The sequence below is a fragment of the Brachybacterium sp. AOP3-A1-3 genome, assembly GCF_052378285.1.
Taxonomy (GTDB): Bacteria; Actinomycetota; Actinomycetes; order Actinomycetales; family Dermabacteraceae; genus Brachybacterium.
In genome coordinates, this window is the sequence record NZ_JBQSXM010000017.1 from 23,793 (window position 1) to 41,797 (window position 18,005).

At 72.4% G+C, this 18,005-nt stretch carries 14 protein-coding genes; 9 read left to right on the plus strand and 5 right to left on the minus strand.

Annotated features, from left to right (window positions below; all coding sequences use genetic code 11):
* Positions 1 to 21 precede the first annotated feature (21 nt).
* Positions 22 to 540 carry an OsmC family protein gene (locus tag ACT3T5_RS16180; protein WP_444594899.1) on the plus strand — a complete coding sequence of 173 codons (519 nt, stop codon included), beginning with the start codon at positions 22 to 24 and terminating at the stop codon, positions 538 to 540.
* A 348-nt stretch (positions 541 to 888) separates the two neighbouring features.
* Here the strand turns inward: ACT3T5_RS16180 and ACT3T5_RS16185 are convergent, their stop codons facing one another.
* Positions 889 to 3,036 carry a S9 family peptidase gene (locus ACT3T5_RS16185; protein WP_444594900.1) on the minus strand — a complete coding sequence of 716 codons (2,148 nt, stop codon included), beginning with the start codon at positions 3,034 to 3,036 and terminating at the stop codon, positions 889 to 891.
* A gap of 56 nt (positions 3,037 to 3,092) precedes the next feature.
* Positions 3,093 to 4,304 (minus strand): alpha/beta hydrolase, encoded by a 1,212-nt coding sequence (locus ACT3T5_RS16190; RefSeq protein ID WP_444594901.1) that lies wholly within the window; start codon positions 4,302 to 4,304, stop codon positions 3,093 to 3,095.
* Between the two features lie 88 nt (positions 4,305 to 4,392).
* Between ACT3T5_RS16190 and lysX the strand changes: the two genes are divergently transcribed.
* Positions 4,393 to 7,782 carry a bifunctional lysylphosphatidylglycerol synthetase/lysine--tRNA ligase LysX gene (gene lysX, locus ACT3T5_RS16195; protein WP_444594902.1) on the plus strand — a complete coding sequence of 1,130 codons (3,390 nt, stop codon included), beginning with the start codon at positions 4,393 to 4,395 and terminating at the stop codon, positions 7,780 to 7,782.
* Here the strand turns inward: lysX and ACT3T5_RS16200 are convergent.
* Entirely contained in the window at positions 7,748 to 8,584 is an 837-nt protein-coding gene (locus tag ACT3T5_RS16200; protein WP_444594903.1) for a hypothetical protein, read from the minus strand. The two genes, lysX and ACT3T5_RS16200, sit on opposite strands and share 35 nt — an antisense overlap.
* Positions 8,585 to 8,818: 234 nt before the next feature.
* Between ACT3T5_RS16200 and ACT3T5_RS16205 the strand changes: the two genes are divergently transcribed.
* Both ACT3T5_RS16205 and ACT3T5_RS16210 read left to right on the plus strand, forming a co-directional pair.
* A complete protein-coding gene (locus ACT3T5_RS16205; protein WP_444594904.1) occupies positions 8,819 to 9,985 on the plus strand; it encodes an LLM class flavin-dependent oxidoreductase in 1,167 nt (388 codons plus the stop codon).
* A gap of 179 nt (positions 9,986 to 10,164) precedes the next feature.
* Positions 10,165 to 10,992 carry a CE1759 family FMN reductase gene (locus ACT3T5_RS16210; protein WP_444594905.1) on the plus strand — a complete coding sequence of 276 codons (828 nt, stop codon included), beginning with the start codon at positions 10,165 to 10,167 and terminating at the stop codon, positions 10,990 to 10,992.
* A gap of 74 nt (positions 10,993 to 11,066) precedes the next feature.
* Here the strand turns inward: ACT3T5_RS16210 and ACT3T5_RS16215 are convergent, their stop codons facing one another.
* Both ACT3T5_RS16215 and ACT3T5_RS16220 read right to left on the minus strand, forming a co-directional pair.
* On the minus strand, positions 11,067 to 12,518 hold the full coding sequence (locus tag ACT3T5_RS16215) for a sulfatase family protein (RefSeq protein WP_444578464.1): 1,452 nt from the start codon (positions 12,516 to 12,518) through the stop codon (positions 11,067 to 11,069).
* A 103-nt stretch (positions 12,519 to 12,621) separates the two neighbouring features.
* The gene (locus tag ACT3T5_RS16220; protein ID WP_444594906.1) at positions 12,622 to 14,127 is read right to left on the minus strand and encodes a sulfatase-like hydrolase/transferase; all 1,506 of its coding nucleotides are present in this window, start codon (positions 14,125 to 14,127) and stop codon (positions 12,622 to 12,624) included.
* A 114-nt stretch (positions 14,128 to 14,241) separates the two neighbouring features.
* Here ACT3T5_RS16220 and ACT3T5_RS16225 point away from each other — a divergent pair, with 114 nt between their 5' ends.
* From ACT3T5_RS16225 to ACT3T5_RS16245, 5 genes are all read left to right on the plus strand, one after another.
* On the plus strand, positions 14,242 to 15,060 hold the full coding sequence (locus ACT3T5_RS16225; RefSeq protein WP_444594907.1) for a sugar phosphate isomerase/epimerase family protein: 819 nt from the start codon (positions 14,242 to 14,244) through the stop codon (positions 15,058 to 15,060).
* On the plus strand, positions 15,057 to 16,043 hold the full coding sequence (locus ACT3T5_RS16230) for a hydroxyacid dehydrogenase (RefSeq protein WP_444594908.1): 987 nt from the start codon (positions 15,057 to 15,059) through the stop codon (positions 16,041 to 16,043). Before ACT3T5_RS16225 ends, ACT3T5_RS16230 begins: the two co-directional genes overlap by 4 nt.
* A 170-nt stretch (positions 16,044 to 16,213) precedes the next feature.
* Positions 16,214 to 17,293, plus strand: coding sequence for a LacI family DNA-binding transcriptional regulator (locus tag ACT3T5_RS16235; RefSeq protein WP_444594909.1), 1,080 nt, complete (start codon positions 16,214 to 16,216; stop codon positions 17,291 to 17,293).
* A gap of 88 nt (positions 17,294 to 17,381) precedes the next feature.
* A complete protein-coding gene (locus tag ACT3T5_RS16240; RefSeq protein WP_444594910.1) occupies positions 17,382 to 17,609 on the plus strand; it encodes a FitA-like ribbon-helix-helix domain-containing protein in 228 nt (75 codons plus the stop codon).
* Positions 17,606 to 18,001 carry a type II toxin-antitoxin system VapC family toxin gene (locus ACT3T5_RS16245; protein ID WP_444594911.1) on the plus strand — a complete coding sequence of 132 codons (396 nt, stop codon included), beginning with the start codon at positions 17,606 to 17,608 and terminating at the stop codon, positions 17,999 to 18,001. Before ACT3T5_RS16240 ends, ACT3T5_RS16245 begins: the two co-directional genes overlap by 4 nt.
* The last annotated feature ends 4 nt before the right edge of the window (positions 18,002 to 18,005 follow it).

The following is an 18,005-nucleotide window of genomic DNA, read 5'->3' on the forward strand; positions in this document are numbered from 1 at the left end:
ACTCCCCACTAGCCTGGAGCCATGGTGCAGCCCTCGACATCCTCTCCGCGCGACCCCTCATCCGGCGCCTTGTACACGGCCCGCGTGGACAACGTCGACGGCACGTCGGGACAGGTGCGCGTGCACGAGGGTCCCGCCACTCTCGCGACAGAGGTCCCCTCCGCCGAGCTTCCGGAAGGAGCCGCCCCGACCCCCGAGGCCCTGCTCCCCACGGGCGGGCCGACGGCACCGGCACGCGGGTTCAACCCCGAGCAGTTCCTCGCCATGGCCTGGAGCACGTGCCTCGGTGAGACCCTGCGCGTGGTCCTCGCGGAGCGGGGCCTGCCCCACGAGAGCCATGTGAGCGTCGAGGTGGGCCTGCACCGCGACCCGTCGGGCGGTTACCGTTTCGCGCCCCGCGCTCTCGTCACGATCGACGAGATGGCGGCCGACGAGGCGCAGCCGCTCCTAGAGGCCGCCCATGCCCGCTGCCCCGTCTCGAAGCTGCTGAGCGGCTCGAGCGAGCCGATCGTCGAGCTCCAGGAGCCCGACCGCGTCTGAGGGGCCGACGGCAGTCGAGGACCTGACCGCGCTCGAGGACCCGACGGCGGTCGAATGTTAGCTCCGAGCTGAGGTCGACGTGATGCACCGCAAGACCCCCTGGCCAGCGCACGAGAGGCCCGCCCCACGACCCGACGCTCAACCCGCCCCACGACTCGCCGAGCGAATCCACCGATACGTCCCGCCCGCGGGACATTTCAGTGGATTCGCCGTGCGTGTCCTGGCATCGCCGCCCAGCTGCCCACGGGACGGGTCGACCCGGGCCACCTCGGGCCGCCTCGGGTCGCCTCGGGTCGCCCCGGGCCGACCCGGGCCGCCTCGGGTCGCTTCGGGTCGCTTCGGCGCACCTCAGCCGAGAGTCGCCGGTCGCTCCCAGGCCACCCCGCGCACGTGCTCGTCGAGGAACCCGAGGAAGGTCTCGTACCAGACCTGTGCGTTCCCGCGGCCCTGGATCCAATGGCCCTCGTCGGGGAAGTACAGGTAGCGGTGCCGGGTGCGTCCGTCGGCGTCGCGCGGGGTCGCCGAGAACTCGTGCAGGTCGTACCAGAGGGCGTGGCCCTGGGCGATCGGCACCCGGTAGTCGCGGTCGCCGTGGATCACGAGCATCGGGGCGACGATGTCCCCCACGTAGTCCTTGGGGTTGTACTGCTGGTTCTGGTCCCGCATCGACCGCTCCCAGCCCGCGTTGTCGGTGGTGTGACCCATCGACTCGGTGTCCCACAGCGAGGCGTGCGTGACGATGCAGCGGAAGCGGTCGCCGGTGTGCCCGGCCACCCAGTTGGCCATGTAGCCGCCGTAGGAGCCGCCGGCGAAGGCGGTGCGCTCGGCGTCGATGTCCGTCCGCTCCACGGCCGCGTCCGTCAGCGCCATGATGTCGGTGAACGGGGCGCCGCCCAGCTCGTGCTGGCCGCGGTCGATCATCGCCTGGCCGTAGCCGGTGGAGATCGCGGGGTCCGGCAGCAGCACGGCGTAGCCGGCGGCCACAAAGGGGTTCGGGTTCCAGCGGTAGGTCCAGGCGTTCCAGGATCCCCAGGGGCCGCCGTGGGCGAAGACCACCAGCGGGTGCGGGCCCTCGCCCTCGGGGACGCGCAGCCAGGCGCGCAGGTCGGTGCCGTCCTCGGCGGTCGCGATGATCTCGGTGAGCGTGCCGGCGGAGGCCAGGGAGGCGGCCGGGTTCGGCAGCTCCTCGACAACCCCGGTCGCCGGGTCGATGCGCACCGGGAAGGGCGCCACGTCGATCCCGGAGGCCGACGCGATGACTGCTCCCCCGGCGACCGATGCCGACGAGAACGCCAGATCCTGCTCCGGGCCGCCGGCGACGCGTCGCGGTGTCGGGTCGTCGACCCCGCCGATCCACACGGAGCCGCGGCCGTGGTCATCACTGGTCGCGATCAGCGTCGTGTCGTCCAGCCACACCGGATCGACCCAGTGGTCCAGCTCGGGCCACACCGTGGTCGTGGTCCCGTCGCTCAGGTCCAGCAGCTCGACCGAGGCCGAGAGGCTCGCGTGCTGGGTCCAGATCTGCTGGCGTCCGATCAGCGCCCTGGTGCCGTCCGGGCTGAACTCGCCGGGGCCGTACTCGACCTCCGCCGTGGCCTCGCGCAGGAGGCGCGGAGGCTGGGCGCCGATGAGGTCGAGGAGGTAGAGATCGGGGGCGGCGACCAGGTCGCCGCGGGAATCCGACATCGCCACCAGGGCTCTCGATCCGATGCGGTCGACGGTCCAGCCGACGAGCCGACCCGGCGGCATCTCGACGTGGCGGAAGTGCAGCACCTGCGCGCGGGGCCCGTCGTCGGCGGATCCGGTGGCGGGGTCGGTGGCGGATCCAGTGGCAGATCCGTCGGCGGGATCGGCGGCAGATCCGTCGGCGGGCTGGGTGGCAGATCCGGTGGCGGAGTCGGCGGTCGCCGATCCGGTGGGCTCCGTGGCCTCGGCCCAGTCGAGGTCCTCGGGCAGAGCGGCGAGGGCGAGGACGGTGCGCGTCGGCCCCAGATCCTGATCCCAGTACCGGGTGGGGAAGGCGGCGTGGAAGGCTGCGGTCACCTTCGCGGTCTCCCGTGCCGCGCTCAGACGCGCGTGCTCGATCTCGTCGGCCGCCTGGGAGTGGACCTCGAGCTCGGCGAGAAGGTGGCCGCCGGCCAGGTGGAGCGCGCCGAAGCCGCCGGGACGAGCGGCGAGCTCGCGCGCCTCGCCCCGCACGGGCAGCGCCCACAGCTGGGCATCCCCCGACGCGTCGGCCTCGGAGCCGTCCTCTCCCACCCGCTTGGCGGTGAAGAAGGTGGTGCCGTCCTCGGCGACGGCGACCGCCCCGATGGAGGCGTCACCGCGGGTCAGCGGCAGGATACGGTCTCCCTCGAGCTCCACGAGCGCGCTGCGGTAGGCGGTGCCCTTGGCGTTCGGGGAGGAGACCTTCGCGAGGATCCTGCCTCCCTCGGTGGTCTCCAGCCCGGCCAACCGGGTCGCGTCCAACAGGGCTTCGATGCTCTCGGATGTCATGGTTCACCATCCTGCCACCGGCGCCTGACAGCGCGGAGCCGTTCTCCCCGACCCGCTCAGGGAGTCGGTGCGGGGGCGAACCCCGGGGAGCTGCTCCCCAGCCAGCGCAGCGCCGCGGGGGTCACCTCGACCCACAGCGAGGCCGTATGCCCGCCCCGGGGAGTGCTGGCCACGGTGAGGGAGGTGGGCGCTCGCACCGCCTGCTGCATCTGGGCGAGCGAGGGATGGGGCAGCGGGTCGTCCGCGCCGTAGAAGAACCACAGGCGCACGGCCGGAGCCTCCTCGGCGGCGAGGGCGGGGAGGTCATAGCGGGGGTCGTCGTCCGGTCTCCACTGCTGCCCGCTCGCGTAGAGCGGCTGGTAGTAGCCGGCCAGGGAGATCGCGCTGGCGAAGAGGTCGGGGTGGCGCAGGGCGAGCATGTTCGCGCACCAGCCGCCGGCGCTGTAGCCGAAGCTCGCCCAGGCCTCCGGGTGCTCCACGGTGCGCAGATGCGTGCGCACCCAGTCCGGGACGACCTCGGCGAGGTAGGTCTCGTACTGACCGTCGCTGCCCTGCGAAGAGGGTCCGGTGGCGGGGTCGGTGGAGGGGTCGGCATCCACGCATTCGGTGTCGTAGGTCCCGGGATACGGGGTCGGGGCGACGACGATCGCCTCGCCGAGCTCCCCGTGCGATGCGGCCCTGTCCATGTCGCGCCCGAGCTCGAACGAGCGCCGGAAGGTGCTGGGACCGCCGGGGATCCCGCTGAGCGCGACGATCACGGGGTAGCGCCGCTGTGGATGCTGCAGGTAGCCGGCGGGCAGATGGACCATCGCCTCGGTCGTCGCGATGCCGGGGGCAGGGATCGTGACGGTGATCCACTGGCCGTGCGTGGTGCTGCGCAGCCCCGTGAGCGCCTTGTCGTCCAACGGATCGCGCTGGAGCGAGGTCGCGGGCGCTGACTGCGCGGCCTCGAGCGCGGCGAGCTCGTCGCGATCCTCTCCGTCGGCCCCTCGCTGCGCGGGCGCCCCGTCCTGCGCCTGGACCGAGAGCTCCCCGGGTCCCTGCGCCAGGAACTCCCAGCTGCTCACGGTGCCCGTGGCCCGGTTGATCCACAGCGCGGCGGTGACCAGCACCAGCGAGCTCACGAGCACGAGGGCGACGACCTGTGCCAGGTGGGGGTGCCGCGCACGCGGAACTCTCAGCACCGCGAGGGCGAAGACGATCGCCGTGATCACCGTGGCGGTGACCGCGGTCCCCAGTCCCATCAGGTCGAACGCGCCCATACCCATCTGCTTCCTCCTCGCAGGGGCCGTACGCTACTCCCATTCCCGGCGAACTCCTCGGGACGGTGTCGGGACGACCTCGGAAGGACCTGGGATGAGCGCTGGGGATCCCCGCACGCCCGCCGTGATCCGTCACGAGCGCATCGCCCGCCTCGTCACCGGGGCGCTCCTCCTCGCCGCGGCCCTGAGCGTGGTCTCGATGCTGTTCACGGGCTTCGGCCGACGCTCGCCGTCGGTCGCCGACCTGCTGTTCTCGGCCCTGAACGTCCCGGTCGCCCCGTCGTTCGCGTCCGTGGTGCTGCTGGTGCTCCTCGCCGGAGGGATGCAGCGGCGCAAGCGTCTGGCGCTGGCAGCCCTCGCGGGGCTGCAGGTCCTCGGCGCCGTGCTCTCGGTGATCGACCTCGTGCAGATGCTGGGCCTGGACCCCTCCACGATCAGGCATCCGGTGCCGCTCTGGGCGATGGTCGTCGCGAATGGTCTGAGCCCCGTGGTGGCAATCATGGTGCTGGTGCTGCTGTGGAGGCTGCGCGACCGGTTCCCGGCCCGGATGCCGCACGGCTCCCGGTGGCTGGCCCTGCTGGTGCTGGCCGTCGGCTCGGCGCTCACCGTGGGCGTCACCGCGCTGTGGATCGCCCTCACCCACGAGGAGCTGGGCGTCGATGCCACGGTGCTCGTCTGGTCCCTGGGCCACAGCCTGGGGCTGGTGGGCGGGCATCCCGCCGGGGCGGCACCCCCGGGCCTGGGCTGGACCGCCTCCACGCTGACCGGGCTCACCCTGGCCGCCACCGCGTGGACGTTCCTCCGTGCCGCCCCGCGCCGCACCGTGCGCACCCCGGACCAGGAGGTGACCCTCCGTGCCCTGCTGCTGCACGACGGGGACCGCGACTCCCTGAGCTACTTCGCGACGCGCCGCGACAAGGAGCTGGTGGCCACGGCCGGGGACACCTCGATGGTCGCCTCCCGGCGCCTCGGCGGGGTCGCGATGGCCGCCGGCGATCCCGTCGGCCCGAGCACCCGCGACCACGAGGCGATGGGCGCCTTCATCACCGAATGCCGCACCCACGGGTGGACCCCGGCGGTCCTCTCCGCGTCGGAGGAGGCGGCCCGGCGATGGACCGAGCACGGCATGATCGCGGTGCGGATGGGCGATGAGGCGGTGCTGCGCCCGGAGGAGTTCCGCCTGTCCACCCCCGCGATGACCCCGGTGCGCCGCGCGGTCCAGCATGCGCGCCGCGCGGGCCTGGTGGTCCAGGTGCGTCGCCATGGCTCTCTCAGCGAGCAGGAGCGCTCACGGCTGGTCGAGCTCGCCGACTCCTGGCGCGAGGGCGGGGAGGAGCGCGGCTTCTCGATGGCGCTGTCCCGCCTCGGGGATCCGGCCGACGCGGACTGCCTGCTCGTCACCGCCGAGATCCCCCAGGATCCCGAGGACCCCCAGAACCCCGAGGACCCCGAGCACCCGGAGCAGGCCGGCGGCAGCTGGAAGGCGCTGCTGAGCTTCGTCCCCTGGGGCCGCAGCGGACTGTCCCTGGACGTCATGCGCCGCTCCCCCGGCGCCCCGGGCGGCGCGACCGAGCTGATGATCGCCGAGCTCATGGCGCAGGCACCGGAGCTGGGCGTGCGCCGCGTGTCGCTGAACTTCGCCATGTTCCGCCATGTGCTCGTCGAGGCGGATGCCGTCGACGCGGGTCCCGGCGTGCGGATCGGCTCGCTGCTGCTCTCCCGCGCCGACCGCTGGTTCCAGCTCGAACGTCTCGCCCGGTCCAACGCGAAGTATCAGCCGCACTGGGTGCCCCGCTATCTCCTGGTCGATTCGCTCACCGCGCTCCCGACCTCCGCGCTGGCCGCGATGGCCCTGGAGGGCTTCGCCCCGCTGTGGGGCGCCGGCACCCCGCTCGAGCAGCAGCTCCCCGCGGAACTGCTCGAGCGCACGCGGGCCGACGCCGCGAACTCCCGGCAGGCCGTCGAGCTGCCGCTGCTGCGCCGCTCGGAGCAGTTCACGCATCGCCTCGAGCACCTGGAGCGGCTGCGGCAGGCCGGCATGGCGCCCTATCCCGTCGGCCTGCCGCAGCCGCTGCCGTTCCCCGCGGCGGTCGCCGCCGTGCACGCAGGGGATCCGGACGACGAGATCATCGTGGCGGGTCGGGTCCGGCATGTGCGCGAGCACGGCGCGGTGGTCTTCGCGGATCTCTGCGCGGGCCGCGAGAGCCTGCAGATCATCCTGGACGAGGCGTCGACGGGACCCGGACCGCTCGATCTCTGGCGCCGCACGGTGGACCTCGGCGACCTGGTGCACCTCACCGGGCGTCCGGGGCACTCGCGCCGCGGCACCCCCTCGCTGCTCGTCGACAGCTGGGCGATGGCCGCGAAGGCGCTGCACCCGGTGCCCTTCGACGGCCTGGTCGATCCCGATTCCCGCCTGCGACAGCGCTCGCTGGACCTCGTGGTGCACCCGCGCGGGGCCGGGCTGCTCCGCGCGCGCTCCACCGTGCTGACCGCGGTGCGGGAGCAGCTGCTGCGCGAGGGCGCCCAGGAGGTCGAGACCCCGATCCTGCAGTCGGTGCACGGCGGGGCCAACGCCCGACCCTTCAGCACCCACATCAACGCCTACGACCTCGATCTCAGCTTGCGCATCGCCCCGGAGCTGGCGCTCAAACGACTGCTGGTGGGCGGGCTCGGACCGATCTTCGAGATCGGCCGGAACTTCCGCAACGAAGGGGCCGACGCGACCCACAATCCGGAGTTCACGTCGCTGGAGACGTACTGGCCGTTCCAGGACTACACGGACATGCGCCGGCTCACCGAGCGGCTCGTCAAGGCCGCCGCACGAAGCCTCTACGGAGCGGAGGTGCTGCCGCTGCGGGACGTGCGCACGGCAGAACCCGTCGGCACCGATCCGGGCGATCGGCTGCAGGCGCTGCTCACCGACGTCTCCGGCCCGTGGCCGGCGATCCCGATGGCCGAGGCGGTCTCGCAGGCGGTGGGCCGACGGGTCGACGTGGAGACCGACATCGACGAGCTGACCGCCCTGGCCGCCGCCCACGAGGTGCCGCTGCGCGGGGACATGGGGCCCGGGGCCGTGCTCGAGGAGCTGTACGGGGAGCTGGTGGAGCCGCAGACGATCCGGCCCACCTTCTACACCGACTTCCCCGCGGAGACCTCCCCGCTCACCGCCCCGCATCGCACCCGGCCAGGGCTCGTGGAGCGCTGGGACCTGGTGGCGTGCGGGATGGAGATCGGTACCGCCTATTCGGAGCTGACCGACCCCATCGACCAGCGCGAGCGCTTCACCGCCCAGTCGCTGAAGGCCGCCGCCGGGGACCCGGAGGCGATGGAGATCGACGAGGACTTCCTGCGCGCCCTCGAGGCGGGCATGCCTCCCGCCGGCGGGCTGGGGATCGGGATGGACCGTCTGGTGATGCTGCTGACCGACACCACGATCCGCGACATCCTCACCTTCCCGTTCGTGCGTCCCCGGCAGCCCTGACGGGAGGCACCGCCTCGACCGCGGCGGACTGCCGGGAGAGCACCACGGCCGACGCCAGCGCCACGGCGAGCGCGACCATCGCAGCCACTTCCCAGCCCGGACGCAGCCGCTCCCCGAGCAGTCCGAGGCCCACCCCGGTGGGGACGATCACCTCGATCACCCACAGCCAGGCCGTCGCCGGCGCTGCAGCATCCGGGGAGGCCTGCAGCGCGCGGGCGAACATCACGGTGCCGACGATGCCGAAGGCGGCGCCGCACCAGGCCAGCGGGGACGCGAGGATCTGCGTCAGAGTCCCGGACTCGACCGCCCGGGCGCAGATCGCCGTGCCCGCGTAGCCCAGGCCGGCGAGGATCGCCTGCGGCGCGACGCCGGCGCGACGCAGCAGCACGCACAGGACCAGGGTCGCCCCCAGGGCGAGCGCTGCGACGGGGGCTGCGCCGGCGGGCGCGGGACCGGGCGGCCCGGGCATCCCGGCCACGGAGACGACCGCGACGGCGCCGCTCAGCGCCAGCACCGCGAGGATCGCCGGGGGCGGGAGCGGGATCGACAGCACGAGACGGGCGACGACGACGGTGATGATGAGGGACCCGGCCAGGACCGTCTGCACCACCATGAGGGACTCGTGGCGCATGGCCACGAGGGACAGCAGCCAGCCGGCGAAGTCCATCGCGAGCCCGGCGACGTACAGCGGATGGATCAGCACGCCGGGGCCGCTCACGCGTCGTGCCGCGGCCGCCTGGGCGACGGCCGCGAGCCCCATGAGGATCGCGCCGGCGACGGCGAGCAGCAGCGAGACCGCCATCCTCAGCGCACCTTGCAGCGTTCGAACGCACCGGTCATGGCCTGTTCCCTTCGTCCGCCACAGGATAGGCCCCGTCCTGACCCGCGCCCGACGGCGCCCGCAGCCCGGCGGTGACCGGTGCCCCTCGGCGACCGCAGCCCCACGGTGACCGGTGCCGCACGCCTGTTCCTTGCGCCCCGTCCGAAAGTAGTTTATTATTGAACTATATTCCACGACCACCCAAGGAGTGTTGCCATGCAGTTCGGAATCTTCACCATCGCCGACATCACGCCGGACCCCACCACCGGGAAGGTGCCCACCGAGAACGAGCGCCTGAAGGGCATGGTCGAGCAGGCGAAGCTCGCCGAGCAGGTGGGTCTGGACGTGTTCGCGATCGGCGAGCACCACAACCCTCCGTTCGTGACCTCCTCCCCCACCACCACCCTCGCCTACATCGGCGCGCAGACCACGGACCTCATCCTGTCCACCGCGACCACGCTGATCACCACCAACGACCCGGTGAAGATCGCCGAGGACTACGCGATGCTGCAGCACCTCACCGGCGGCCGCATCGACCTCGTGATGGGCCGCGGCAACACCGGCCCCGTCTACCCGTGGTTCGGCCAGGACATCCGCAAGGGCGTCGAGATCGCGATCGAGAACTACGACCTGCTGCGCCGGCTCTGGACCGAGGACGTCGTGGACTGGGAGGGCAGCTTCCGCACCTCGCTGCAGCAGTTCACCTCGACCCCGCGCCCGCTGGACGGCGTCGCGCCCTTCGTGTGGCACGGCTCGATCCGCTCCCCGCAGATCGCCGAGCAGGCCGCCTACTACGGCGACGGCTTCCTGCACAACAACATCTTCTGGCCCATGAGCCACACCGCGCAGATGGTGCAGCTGTACCGCGAGCGCTTCGAGCACTACGGCCACGGCACGGCCCGTCAGGCGTACGTGGGCCTCGGCGGCCAGGCGTTCATGCGCAAGAACTCCCAGGACGCCATCACCGAGTTCCGCCCCTACTTCGACAACGCCCCGGTCTACGGCGGCGGCCCCTCGATGGAGGACTTCACCGCGCAGACCCCGCTCACCGTCGGCTCCCCCGAGCAGGTCGTCGAGCGCTACCTGACCATGGCGGACAACGTCGGTGACTACCAGCGCCAGATGTTCCTCATGGACCATGCGGGGCTCCCGCAGAAGACGGTCCTGGAGCAGATCGAGCTGTTGGGCACTGAGGTGGTCCCGGTGCTGCGCCGCGAGCTCGAAGCCCGCAAGCCGGCCGACGTCCCCGAGGCGCCCACCCACGCAGCACGGGTCGCCGCCGCCGAAGCCGAGCGCGGCTCCTTCGACGACGCCTACAAGTTCGAGACCGGCGACAACTGGACGGGCCTGCGCGCCGAGGACGCCGGCACCACCCGCCGCTGACCCGGCGAGCGGGGCAAAGTTGGGGGAATCCACCCGACATTCCCCCAACTTTGCCCCGCTGACGCAGCCAGACCTGGTCCCCAGCGCCAATCCACCCGTTCCGCCCCGCTGACACCGACGACACCGTGCCGGCTCCACGCCGCCCTCGTCGTCGTCCCGCTCCCTGAGAGGATCACCCCATGACCGATACCGTCCGCCTGGTCGCCCTGTCCGCCGGGCTCTCCACCCCCAGCTCGACCCGCATGCTCACCGATCAGCTCTCCCGGGCCGCCGCCACCGCTCTCGGTCGTGAGAGGTGGGCCGCCGCCGCGATCGGTCGTGAGCGCACCGCCGACGGCGCCGCCGCGCCCGCCGACGGCACAGCCGTGGACGTGGACGTGGACGTGGACGTGGACGTGGACGTGGACGTGGACGTGGACGTGGACGTGACCACGGTGGAGCTGCGCGAGTACGCGCACGACATCACCGACGCCCTGCTCACCCGCTTCCCGAACGAGCGCCTGTCGATGGTGATCGAGGCTGTGCGCGCCGCTGACGCGGTCATCGCGGTGACCCCGGTGTTCAACGTCGGCCCCTCGGGTCTGTTCAAGATGTTCTTTGACGCGATCGACATCGAGGTCTGGAAGAACAAGCCGGTGCTGCTGGGCGCGACCGCGGGCACCGCGCGACACTCCCTCGCGATCGACTACGCGATCCGCCCCATGTTCGGGTACCTCAAGGCGGAGGTCGTGCCGACGGTCGTGTTCGCGGCGTCGGCCGATTTCGGCGCCGACACCGAGGGCCAGGCCGATGAGCAGCCGCTCGCGGTGCGCGTGCGCCGGGCCGCGCGCGAGCTCGCCACGATGCTCAGCGCCGGGATCGGCACCTCGCCCGAGCACATCGAACACCCTGAGCACACGGAGGGCTCCACGGGGGCGGACGACGGGGCTCCCGCGGATCAGGCCACGGCGCTGGATGCCGAGTTCTCCGACTTCGTCCCAATGGGCACGCTGCTCGGCCGCGGCTGAGCAAGGTCAGGCCGACGACCAGGCCACCGATCAGGCCGACGCGAGCTGGGCCACCCACTGCTCGCGCAGGGCGGTCAGGCGGACGCGAGCCCCGCCGCCCACTGCTCATGCAGGGCGGTCAGCTCGTCGACGACCTCCGGGTGCTGCGCGGCGACGTCGGCCTGCGGTGACTCGTCGGTGATCCCGTCGCCGAGGGGCACCAGCGTGAGCCCGGCGCCGATGTCGGTGTGCTCGACCGCGAGCAGGTGCTCGCGGTGCCCGGTGCTCGCATCGACCCAGCGCAACTTCCAGTTCGGGGTGCGCACGGCCCATTGGAAGCCGGTGTCGAAGTGCAGCGCCTCGTGCCCGGCCTCGACCCGGCGCGCCCCTCCGGCCGCCTCCCACACCCGGCGCAGATCGATCCCGTCCACCGGGGTGCCCACCGGCAGCGACGCCCCGGCTGCTGCCGCGAACGTCGGCAGCAGGTCGAGCGCGGAGACCAGCGCCGCGGAGTGCTCGCCCGACGGCACGGTACCGGGCCGGGAGACCAGGAACGGCACCCGCACCCCACCCTCGAAGAGGCTGTACTTGGTCCCCGTGAGCGGGGCGTTGTCCCCGTAGTTGCAGGTGGAACCTCCGTTGTCGGTCAGGTAGACCACGAGCGTGCTCTCCCGCTGCCCGGTGTCCTCGAGGTGGTCGAGCATCCGGCCGATCTCGCGATCCATGATCTCGAGCTGGGCGAGGTAGTAGTCGCGGCCGTGCTCGAGGCGCGGGGAGATCGCCCCGTCGTACCAGTCCACGTACTCCGCGGCGGCGGGGTCGAAGTCGTCGTGGGCGGGCAGGGCGCGGGCGTCGAGCTCGTCCTGCGGCAGCTGCCAGGCGAAGTTGTGCACGGCGTTGTAGGCGACCATGCAGAAGAAGGGGTCCTCCCCCGCGCCCTCCGGGTCTCCGTCGCTCGCCTGCGCCCCGTCCCCCATGAAGTCGATCGCCCGCTCGGTGAACTCCACCGTCAGGTGCTGCTCGCAGTCCACCTCGCGGCCGTTCTCGAACAGCGGGCTCACCCCGTGTCGCGAGGCGGCCTCGCCGTACTCCTCCTGCGCCTGCTCGGAGTGGTGCAGGTAGTGCAGGCGCCCCATGCTGAGCCCCGCCAGCCCGTACAGCGACCGGTCGAAGCCGTGCTGGTCGGGGCAGGCACGATCACCGGGTCGCTCCGGCCCGTAGTGCACCTTTCCGAAGTACCCGGTGCGGTATCCAGCCTCCCCGAGGATCTCGGGCATGACCGGCCGCTGCGCCGGCGGGAACGCCGAGGTGTCGAACCACTGCGCACCCCAGCGCTGCTGGTACGCGCCCGCGATGAGGCCGGCTCGGGATGGCGAGCAGATCGGAGCGGTGACGTACCCGTTCTCGAACGTGGTGCCCGTGGCCGCCAGGCGGTCCAGGTTCGGGGTGCGGGCGTCGGCGCTGCCACGGGCGGAACGGTCGGCGTAGCCGTGGTCGTCGGAGACGATGAGCAGGATGTTCGGCCGGGTGTGGGGGGCGGTGGGCATCAGAAGTGCTCCTTGCAGAGGATCCGGGTCCTTGTGCGGTGATCCGCGGGTGGTCGGTGCGACGGGCGACGGGCACCGGGCGCGGTCCGGTGTCGTCGTGCCGTCACCCGGGGCGACCCAAGGGTCGCCGCTGGCCGGCACCGTCGACCGCGGTACCCCAGCCGCTCAGCGCAGGCGTCTCGTGGGCCGCGAACCAGGACTGCAGATCGTCCTCCAGCGCGCGACGCCGGCCGGCGTGCGCCGCGTCGTGGGAGAGGTCGTGCTCCTCGCCGGGGTCCTCCTCGAGGTCGTAGAGCTCGGCGGGGCCCTCCCGGCGCACCACGAGCTTCCAGCCGTCGGTGCGGATCATGCGGTGGGCGCCGTACTCGTCGTGGATGACGATCGGCTCGTCACCCGTCCCCGGGCCGCTCCGTCCGTCCGCCGAGGGCCGCCCGTCCACGACGCGCGCGGCGAACGATCGTCCCGCCCGCAGCGGGTCCTCGCGGGGGACGGCGCCGGTGAGCTCGGCCAGGGTCTCCAGAAGACCCGTCGCCGAGGTCGGGAGGCGATCGCACGTTCCCGCGGGAACGTGGCCGGGCCAGCGGATGATCAGAGGCACGGTGATCGAGGGCTCCCAGAGGTTCAGCGGGGTGGTGGCGTTGCCCTTGCCCCAGATGCCGTGGTGGCCGCAGGAGAAGCCGTTGTCCGAGGTGAAGACCACGATCGTGTCCTCCAGCATCCCGCTGCTCTCGAGCTGGGCCAGGAGTGCCTCGATGCTGCGGTCCACGCCGCTGAGCGCCGCGCAGTAGCCGGCGAGCGCGCCGTGGCGGTCCGCGACGGCGCGGGGGAAGTTCTCGGGCACGAACCACGGGTGCGGCGGGGGCTGCGGCACGGAGGGGAAGTCCGTCTCGTCGTAGAGGTCCAACAGCTCGGCGGGGTGGTTGCCGTCGAACCAGGGGTCGTGCGGGGCGGTCCAGTTGACCTGGAGGAAGAAGGGTCGGGCGTCGGCCGCCGCGGCGCCCAGGAAGTCGAGGGCGCGCTGCGTGATCGCGTCGGTGAGGTAGGCGGGTTCGGTGTCGGGCTGCGCAGGGGATGCGGGGATGCCGGTCTCGTCGGCCTGCTGCCAGATCGGGGCGTCGTAGTAGGGGCCGCCGCCGAGCTGGTGGGCGTACCAGTACTCGAAGCCCTCCGCGGGGCGGTCCGCGGAGCCGAGGTGCCATTTGCCGGTCATCCCGCAGCGGTACCCGTGGCGGGAGAACATCGCGCCGAGCGAGTCCGCGCCGGGGAGGTCCTCCAGGAAGTCCCTTCGGAACGGCCGGAGCGGGGCATCGGTGCGCGCCAGGGCCTCGGGCCGGATCCAGTCGTGCACGCCATGGGCCGACGGCATGCGCCCCGTGGCCAGGCTGGCCCGCGCCGGGGAGCACACCGGGGAGGCGCAGAAGAACTGCTCGAAGGTCCTCCCCTCGCGCTGGAGGCGATCCAGGGTCGGGGTGCGCAGCTCGGGCATCCGCGAGCCGAGCGCCCAGGCGCCCTGGTCGTCGGTGACCAGCAGCAGGACGTTCGGTGTCGTCGCGGCGCGGGCCGGAGCATCGGGGCTCTCTCCGCCGGGGCCGCTCGCATCGGTGACCATCGCCCCCACCTCCTCGTGCTCGCGATACGCTCTGGGCAAACGCTTGCCTTCCGTTCGTCGGAGGCTCTGCCCACACCGTATCGGCACCTGACGATGCAGACACCAGGAGTCACCATGATCCGTCCCGGACTGTGCTCGGTCACCTTCCGCAGCCTCGAGGTCGACCGCGTCGTCGAGCTCGCCGCCGACGCCGGCCTCGCGTGCATCGAGTGGGCAGGTGACGCCCACGTCCCGCCCGGGGACACCATCGCTGCGAGCCGCGCCCGCGAGCTCACCGAGCAGGCGGGCCTCGCCGTCGCATCCTACGGCTCCTACCTGCGCTTCGAGGGGTCCGACGAGGAGTTCTCGGCAGAGCTCGAGGGCGTCATCACCTCGGCGCGGGCACTCGGCGCGCCCCGCATCCGGGTGTGGGCGGGCAGCTGCGGCTCGGCCGACGTCGGCGCGCAGGATCGTGCCGCGCTCGTGCGCCGGATCCAGGAGTTCGCCGATCGCGCGAGCGAGCACGGGATCGATGTGGGCCTCGAGTTCCATGGCCGCACGCTGACCGACGAGATCGGCTCGACGCTGCGCCTCCTGGACGCGATGGACCGGCCGACCGTGCTCTCCTACTGGCAGCCTCACCAGGGCATGCCGGACGCCGACGCCCTCGAGACCCTGCGCCAGGTGCTGCCGCGCGCCTCGACCATCCATGTCTTCTCCTGGTGGCCCACGCACGAGCGCCACCCCCTCGCCGCGCGGGCGGACCTCTGGCGCGGGGTGTTCACGGTGCTCGCCGCCGAGGGCTCGGACCGCGATGCGCTGCTCGAGTTCCTCCCGGGAGATGATCCGGCGGCCCTCGCCGGGGAGGCCGGGACCCTGCGCGCTCTCATCGCCGCCGCAGTCGCCGACTCCAGCGCCGACGCCGGTACCGACGGAGAAGGCGGCACGCGATGAAGGCCCTGCTCGCGATGCCGGACGGTCTCCAGCACAGCATGTTCGACGCGGCCCAGCGCGACCGCCTGGCACAGCTCGCCGACATCGATCCCGACCGCACGGTGCCCGACCTCGCCTCCGACGGGGACCTGCGGGACGTCGAGGTCCTGGTCACCGGCTGGGGTTCGCCCCGGATCGATGCGAGGACCCTCGCCCGCCTGCCCCGGCTCCGCGCGATCGTGCACACCGCGGGCACCGTGCGCTTCGTGGCCACCGAGGCGGTGTGGGAGCGCGACGACATCACCGTGACCTCGGCGACCGAGGCGAACGCGGTGCCCGTCGCGGAGTTCACGCTCGCCCAGATCCTGCTGGCCGGCAAGCGATCCCACGCCCGCGAGGCCGGCTACCGGGCGGACCACCAGGTGCACGGCGGCGCCGCAGCAGACCCGGGGATCGGCAACTACGGCGGCGTCGTCGGCCTCATCGGGGCCTCACGCATCGGCGTGCTGGTGGCGGAGCATCTGCAGCGCTTCGACCTCGACGTGCTGATCACCGACCCGTTCGCGAGCGCCGAGCAGATCCAGGCTCTGGGCGCGACCAAGGTCGAGCCCGAGGAGCTGTACTCCCGCAGCGACGTGGTGAGCCTGCATGCGCCCGACCTCCCGTCCACGCGCGGCATGGTCAGCGGCGAGCTGCTCGCCCTGATGCGCGACGGGACCACGTTCGTCAACACGGCCCGCCCGGCGCTCGTGGACCTCGACGCCCTGCGCGCGGAGCTCGCCTCCGGCCGGCTCGCCGCCGTGCTCGACGTGCATGACGACTTGGCCGCCGACGACCCGATCTGGGATCTGCCGACCGTTTCGATCACCCCGCACATCGCCGGCTCGCAGGGCAACGAGCTGCGCCGGATGGGCGAGTTCGCCCTGGAGGAGGTGCGGCGACTCGCGGCCGGTGAGCCCCCGCGCCACCCCGTGGACCTCTCCACGCGGGACATCTCCGCCTGAGCCGTCTCGTGACGGCAGGAACATCCGGTCCACGGGCAGGAGGAGGAAAGTCACGCCCCCGGAAGGCTCGAATCCTCCGTCGGCCGATCACGGCGTCGTTATGCTGACAAGAGTCGGGACAGCGTTTCCCCGCCCCGCCACGACAGCATCCCCGAGAAGTAGGAGCCCCGATGGCTGCAGTGCGTCTCAGCGACGTCGCCCAGGATGCCGGGGTCTCCCTGGCCACAGCGTCCCGCGTGCTCAACGGATCCGCCCGCGTCCCCGGCAAGGCGGTCGCCGAGAGGGTCGAGGCCTCCGCCGCGAAGCTCGGCTATGTCCCCAACGCCCAGGCCCAGGCCCTGGCCCGCTCCCGCTCGGGGCTGATCGGCCTCGTGGTCCACGACATCGCAGACCCGTACTTCGCGACCATCGCTCGTGAGATCCAGCAGCAGGTGTTCGCCTCGCAGTCCCAGGTGCTGCTCACGCAGACCGACCGCGAGATCGACACCGAGGTGCGCGCACTGCGCTCCCTCATCGCCCAGCAGGTCGACGCCCTGGTGCTGGTGGGCTCGCACCGCTACGGCAACGACTCCGATGCCGCGATCAGCACCCTGCTGGAGGGCTTCGCCCGTCACGGCGGCAAGGTCGTGGGCATGGGCCAGTCGGTGGGCGTGGGCCGCACCATCGTGCCCGACAACGCCGCAGCCGCCCATGAGCTCGCGACCGCCCTGATCGTCGAGGGCCACCGCCGCTTCACCGTGGTCCAGGGCATCTCCGGCATCCCGTCGGCCGCGGACCGCACCGGCGGCTTCATCGCCGCGCTGACCGAGGCGGGCATCGAGCCCGAGCTGAACGTCGAGGCGGGGCTGACCCGGGACGGCGGCTACGAGCTGGCAGAGGCGATCGAGGCCCACCTCGCGACCGTCCCCAGCACGGACGACGCCCCGCTGTGCGTCTTCGCCCCGGCGGACGTCATGGCCCTCGGCGCTCTCGGCGAGCTGCGTCGACGCGGGATCGACGTGCCCGGCCAGGTCTCCGTCGCCGGCTTCGGCGGCGTGCCCGACGGCGAGGACTCGAACCCCGCGCTCACCACCATCGCGCTGCCGCTGCACGACATGGCCCGTCAGGCGGTCCAGTGGGTGCTCGGCACCCCGCCCGCGGAGGCGGAGACTGCGACGACGGCGGCCGACGCCCCAGAGGAACCTCTCGAGATGCATGTGCGCGGCGACGTGCTGCTGCGCGAGTCCACGGCATTGACCGCTCGCACCTGAGTCGTCGACCAGCCCGGGCGCCGGGCCCGACACCGGGCCGGGCCCCCTCACTCTGGACGACCTGATAGCACTTTGCTAGCATCGTGGCATGTCCACCTTGTATATCCGGGACGTCCCGGACGATGTCTCCACGACGCTCAAGCAGCGCGCCGCTGAGGCAGGCCTGTCCCTGTCCGGGTACGTGAATGCCGAGCTCGCCCGTATCGCGGAGACGCCGACCAACGCCGCCCTTCTCGAGCGGATGCGGAAGCGTCCGTCCGCGGGAGCGCCAGGTCGTGTGGATATCGCGCAGGCACTGCGGTCCGAGCGCGGATGATCGTCGTGGACGCGTCCGCGGTCGTGGAGGCCCTGATCGGGCGAGATACCCCCGGGGAGCTCCTCGACCTCGTGGCCAGGGAGCCGTTGGCGGCCCCGCACCTCCTCGACGTCGAAGTGCTTTCGACCCTTCGCGGGCTGACCCGGGGGCACCGGCTCGACGACGAGCTCGCCGACGCCGCTCGCCGCACCTACTTCGCCCTCACCATCACGCGCTACGAGACGGCTCCGCTGGCGGAGAGGATCTGGGAGTTGCGCCATCGATGCACGGCGTACGACTCCACGTATCTTGCTCTCGCCGAGGCGCTCGATGCCGACCTCGTGACCGCCGACGCGAAGCTCCTCGCCGGAGGGTCCGCCGCCAGGATTCGGATCATCCCCAGCTCGGGATGAACGC

Coding starts and splice junctions, on each gene's coding strand:
- ACT3T5_RS16180 (WP_444594899.1), top strand. CDS start 22: ATGGTGCAGCCCTCGACATCCTCTCCGCGCGACCCCTCATCCGGCGCC.
- ACT3T5_RS16185 (WP_444594900.1), bottom strand. CDS start 3,036: ATGACATCCGAGAGCATCGAAGCCCTGTTGGACGCGACCCGGTTGGCC.
- ACT3T5_RS16190 (WP_444594901.1), bottom strand. CDS start 4,304: ATGGGTATGGGCGCGTTCGACCTGATGGGACTGGGGACCGCGGTCACC.
- lysX (WP_444594902.1), top strand. CDS start 4,393: ATGAGCGCTGGGGATCCCCGCACGCCCGCCGTGATCCGTCACGAGCGC.
- ACT3T5_RS16200 (WP_444594903.1), bottom strand. CDS start 8,584: ATGGCGGTCTCGCTGCTGCTCGCCGTCGCCGGCGCGATCCTCATGGGG.
- ACT3T5_RS16205 (WP_444594904.1), top strand. CDS start 8,819: ATGCAGTTCGGAATCTTCACCATCGCCGACATCACGCCGGACCCCACC.
- ACT3T5_RS16210 (WP_444594905.1), top strand. CDS start 10,165: ATGACCGATACCGTCCGCCTGGTCGCCCTGTCCGCCGGGCTCTCCACC.
- ACT3T5_RS16215 (WP_444578464.1), bottom strand. CDS start 12,518: ATGCCCACCGCCCCCCACACCCGGCCGAACATCCTGCTCATCGTCTCC.
- ACT3T5_RS16220 (WP_444594906.1), bottom strand. CDS start 14,127: ATGGTCACCGATGCGAGCGGCCCCGGCGGAGAGAGCCCCGATGCTCCG.
- ACT3T5_RS16225 (WP_444594907.1), top strand. CDS start 14,242: ATGATCCGTCCCGGACTGTGCTCGGTCACCTTCCGCAGCCTCGAGGTC.
- ACT3T5_RS16230 (WP_444594908.1), top strand. CDS start 15,057: ATGAAGGCCCTGCTCGCGATGCCGGACGGTCTCCAGCACAGCATGTTC.
- ACT3T5_RS16235 (WP_444594909.1), top strand. CDS start 16,214: ATGGCTGCAGTGCGTCTCAGCGACGTCGCCCAGGATGCCGGGGTCTCC.
- ACT3T5_RS16240 (WP_444594910.1), top strand. CDS start 17,382: ATGTCCACCTTGTATATCCGGGACGTCCCGGACGATGTCTCCACGACG.
- ACT3T5_RS16245 (WP_444594911.1), top strand. CDS start 17,606: ATGATCGTCGTGGACGCGTCCGCGGTCGTGGAGGCCCTGATCGGGCGA.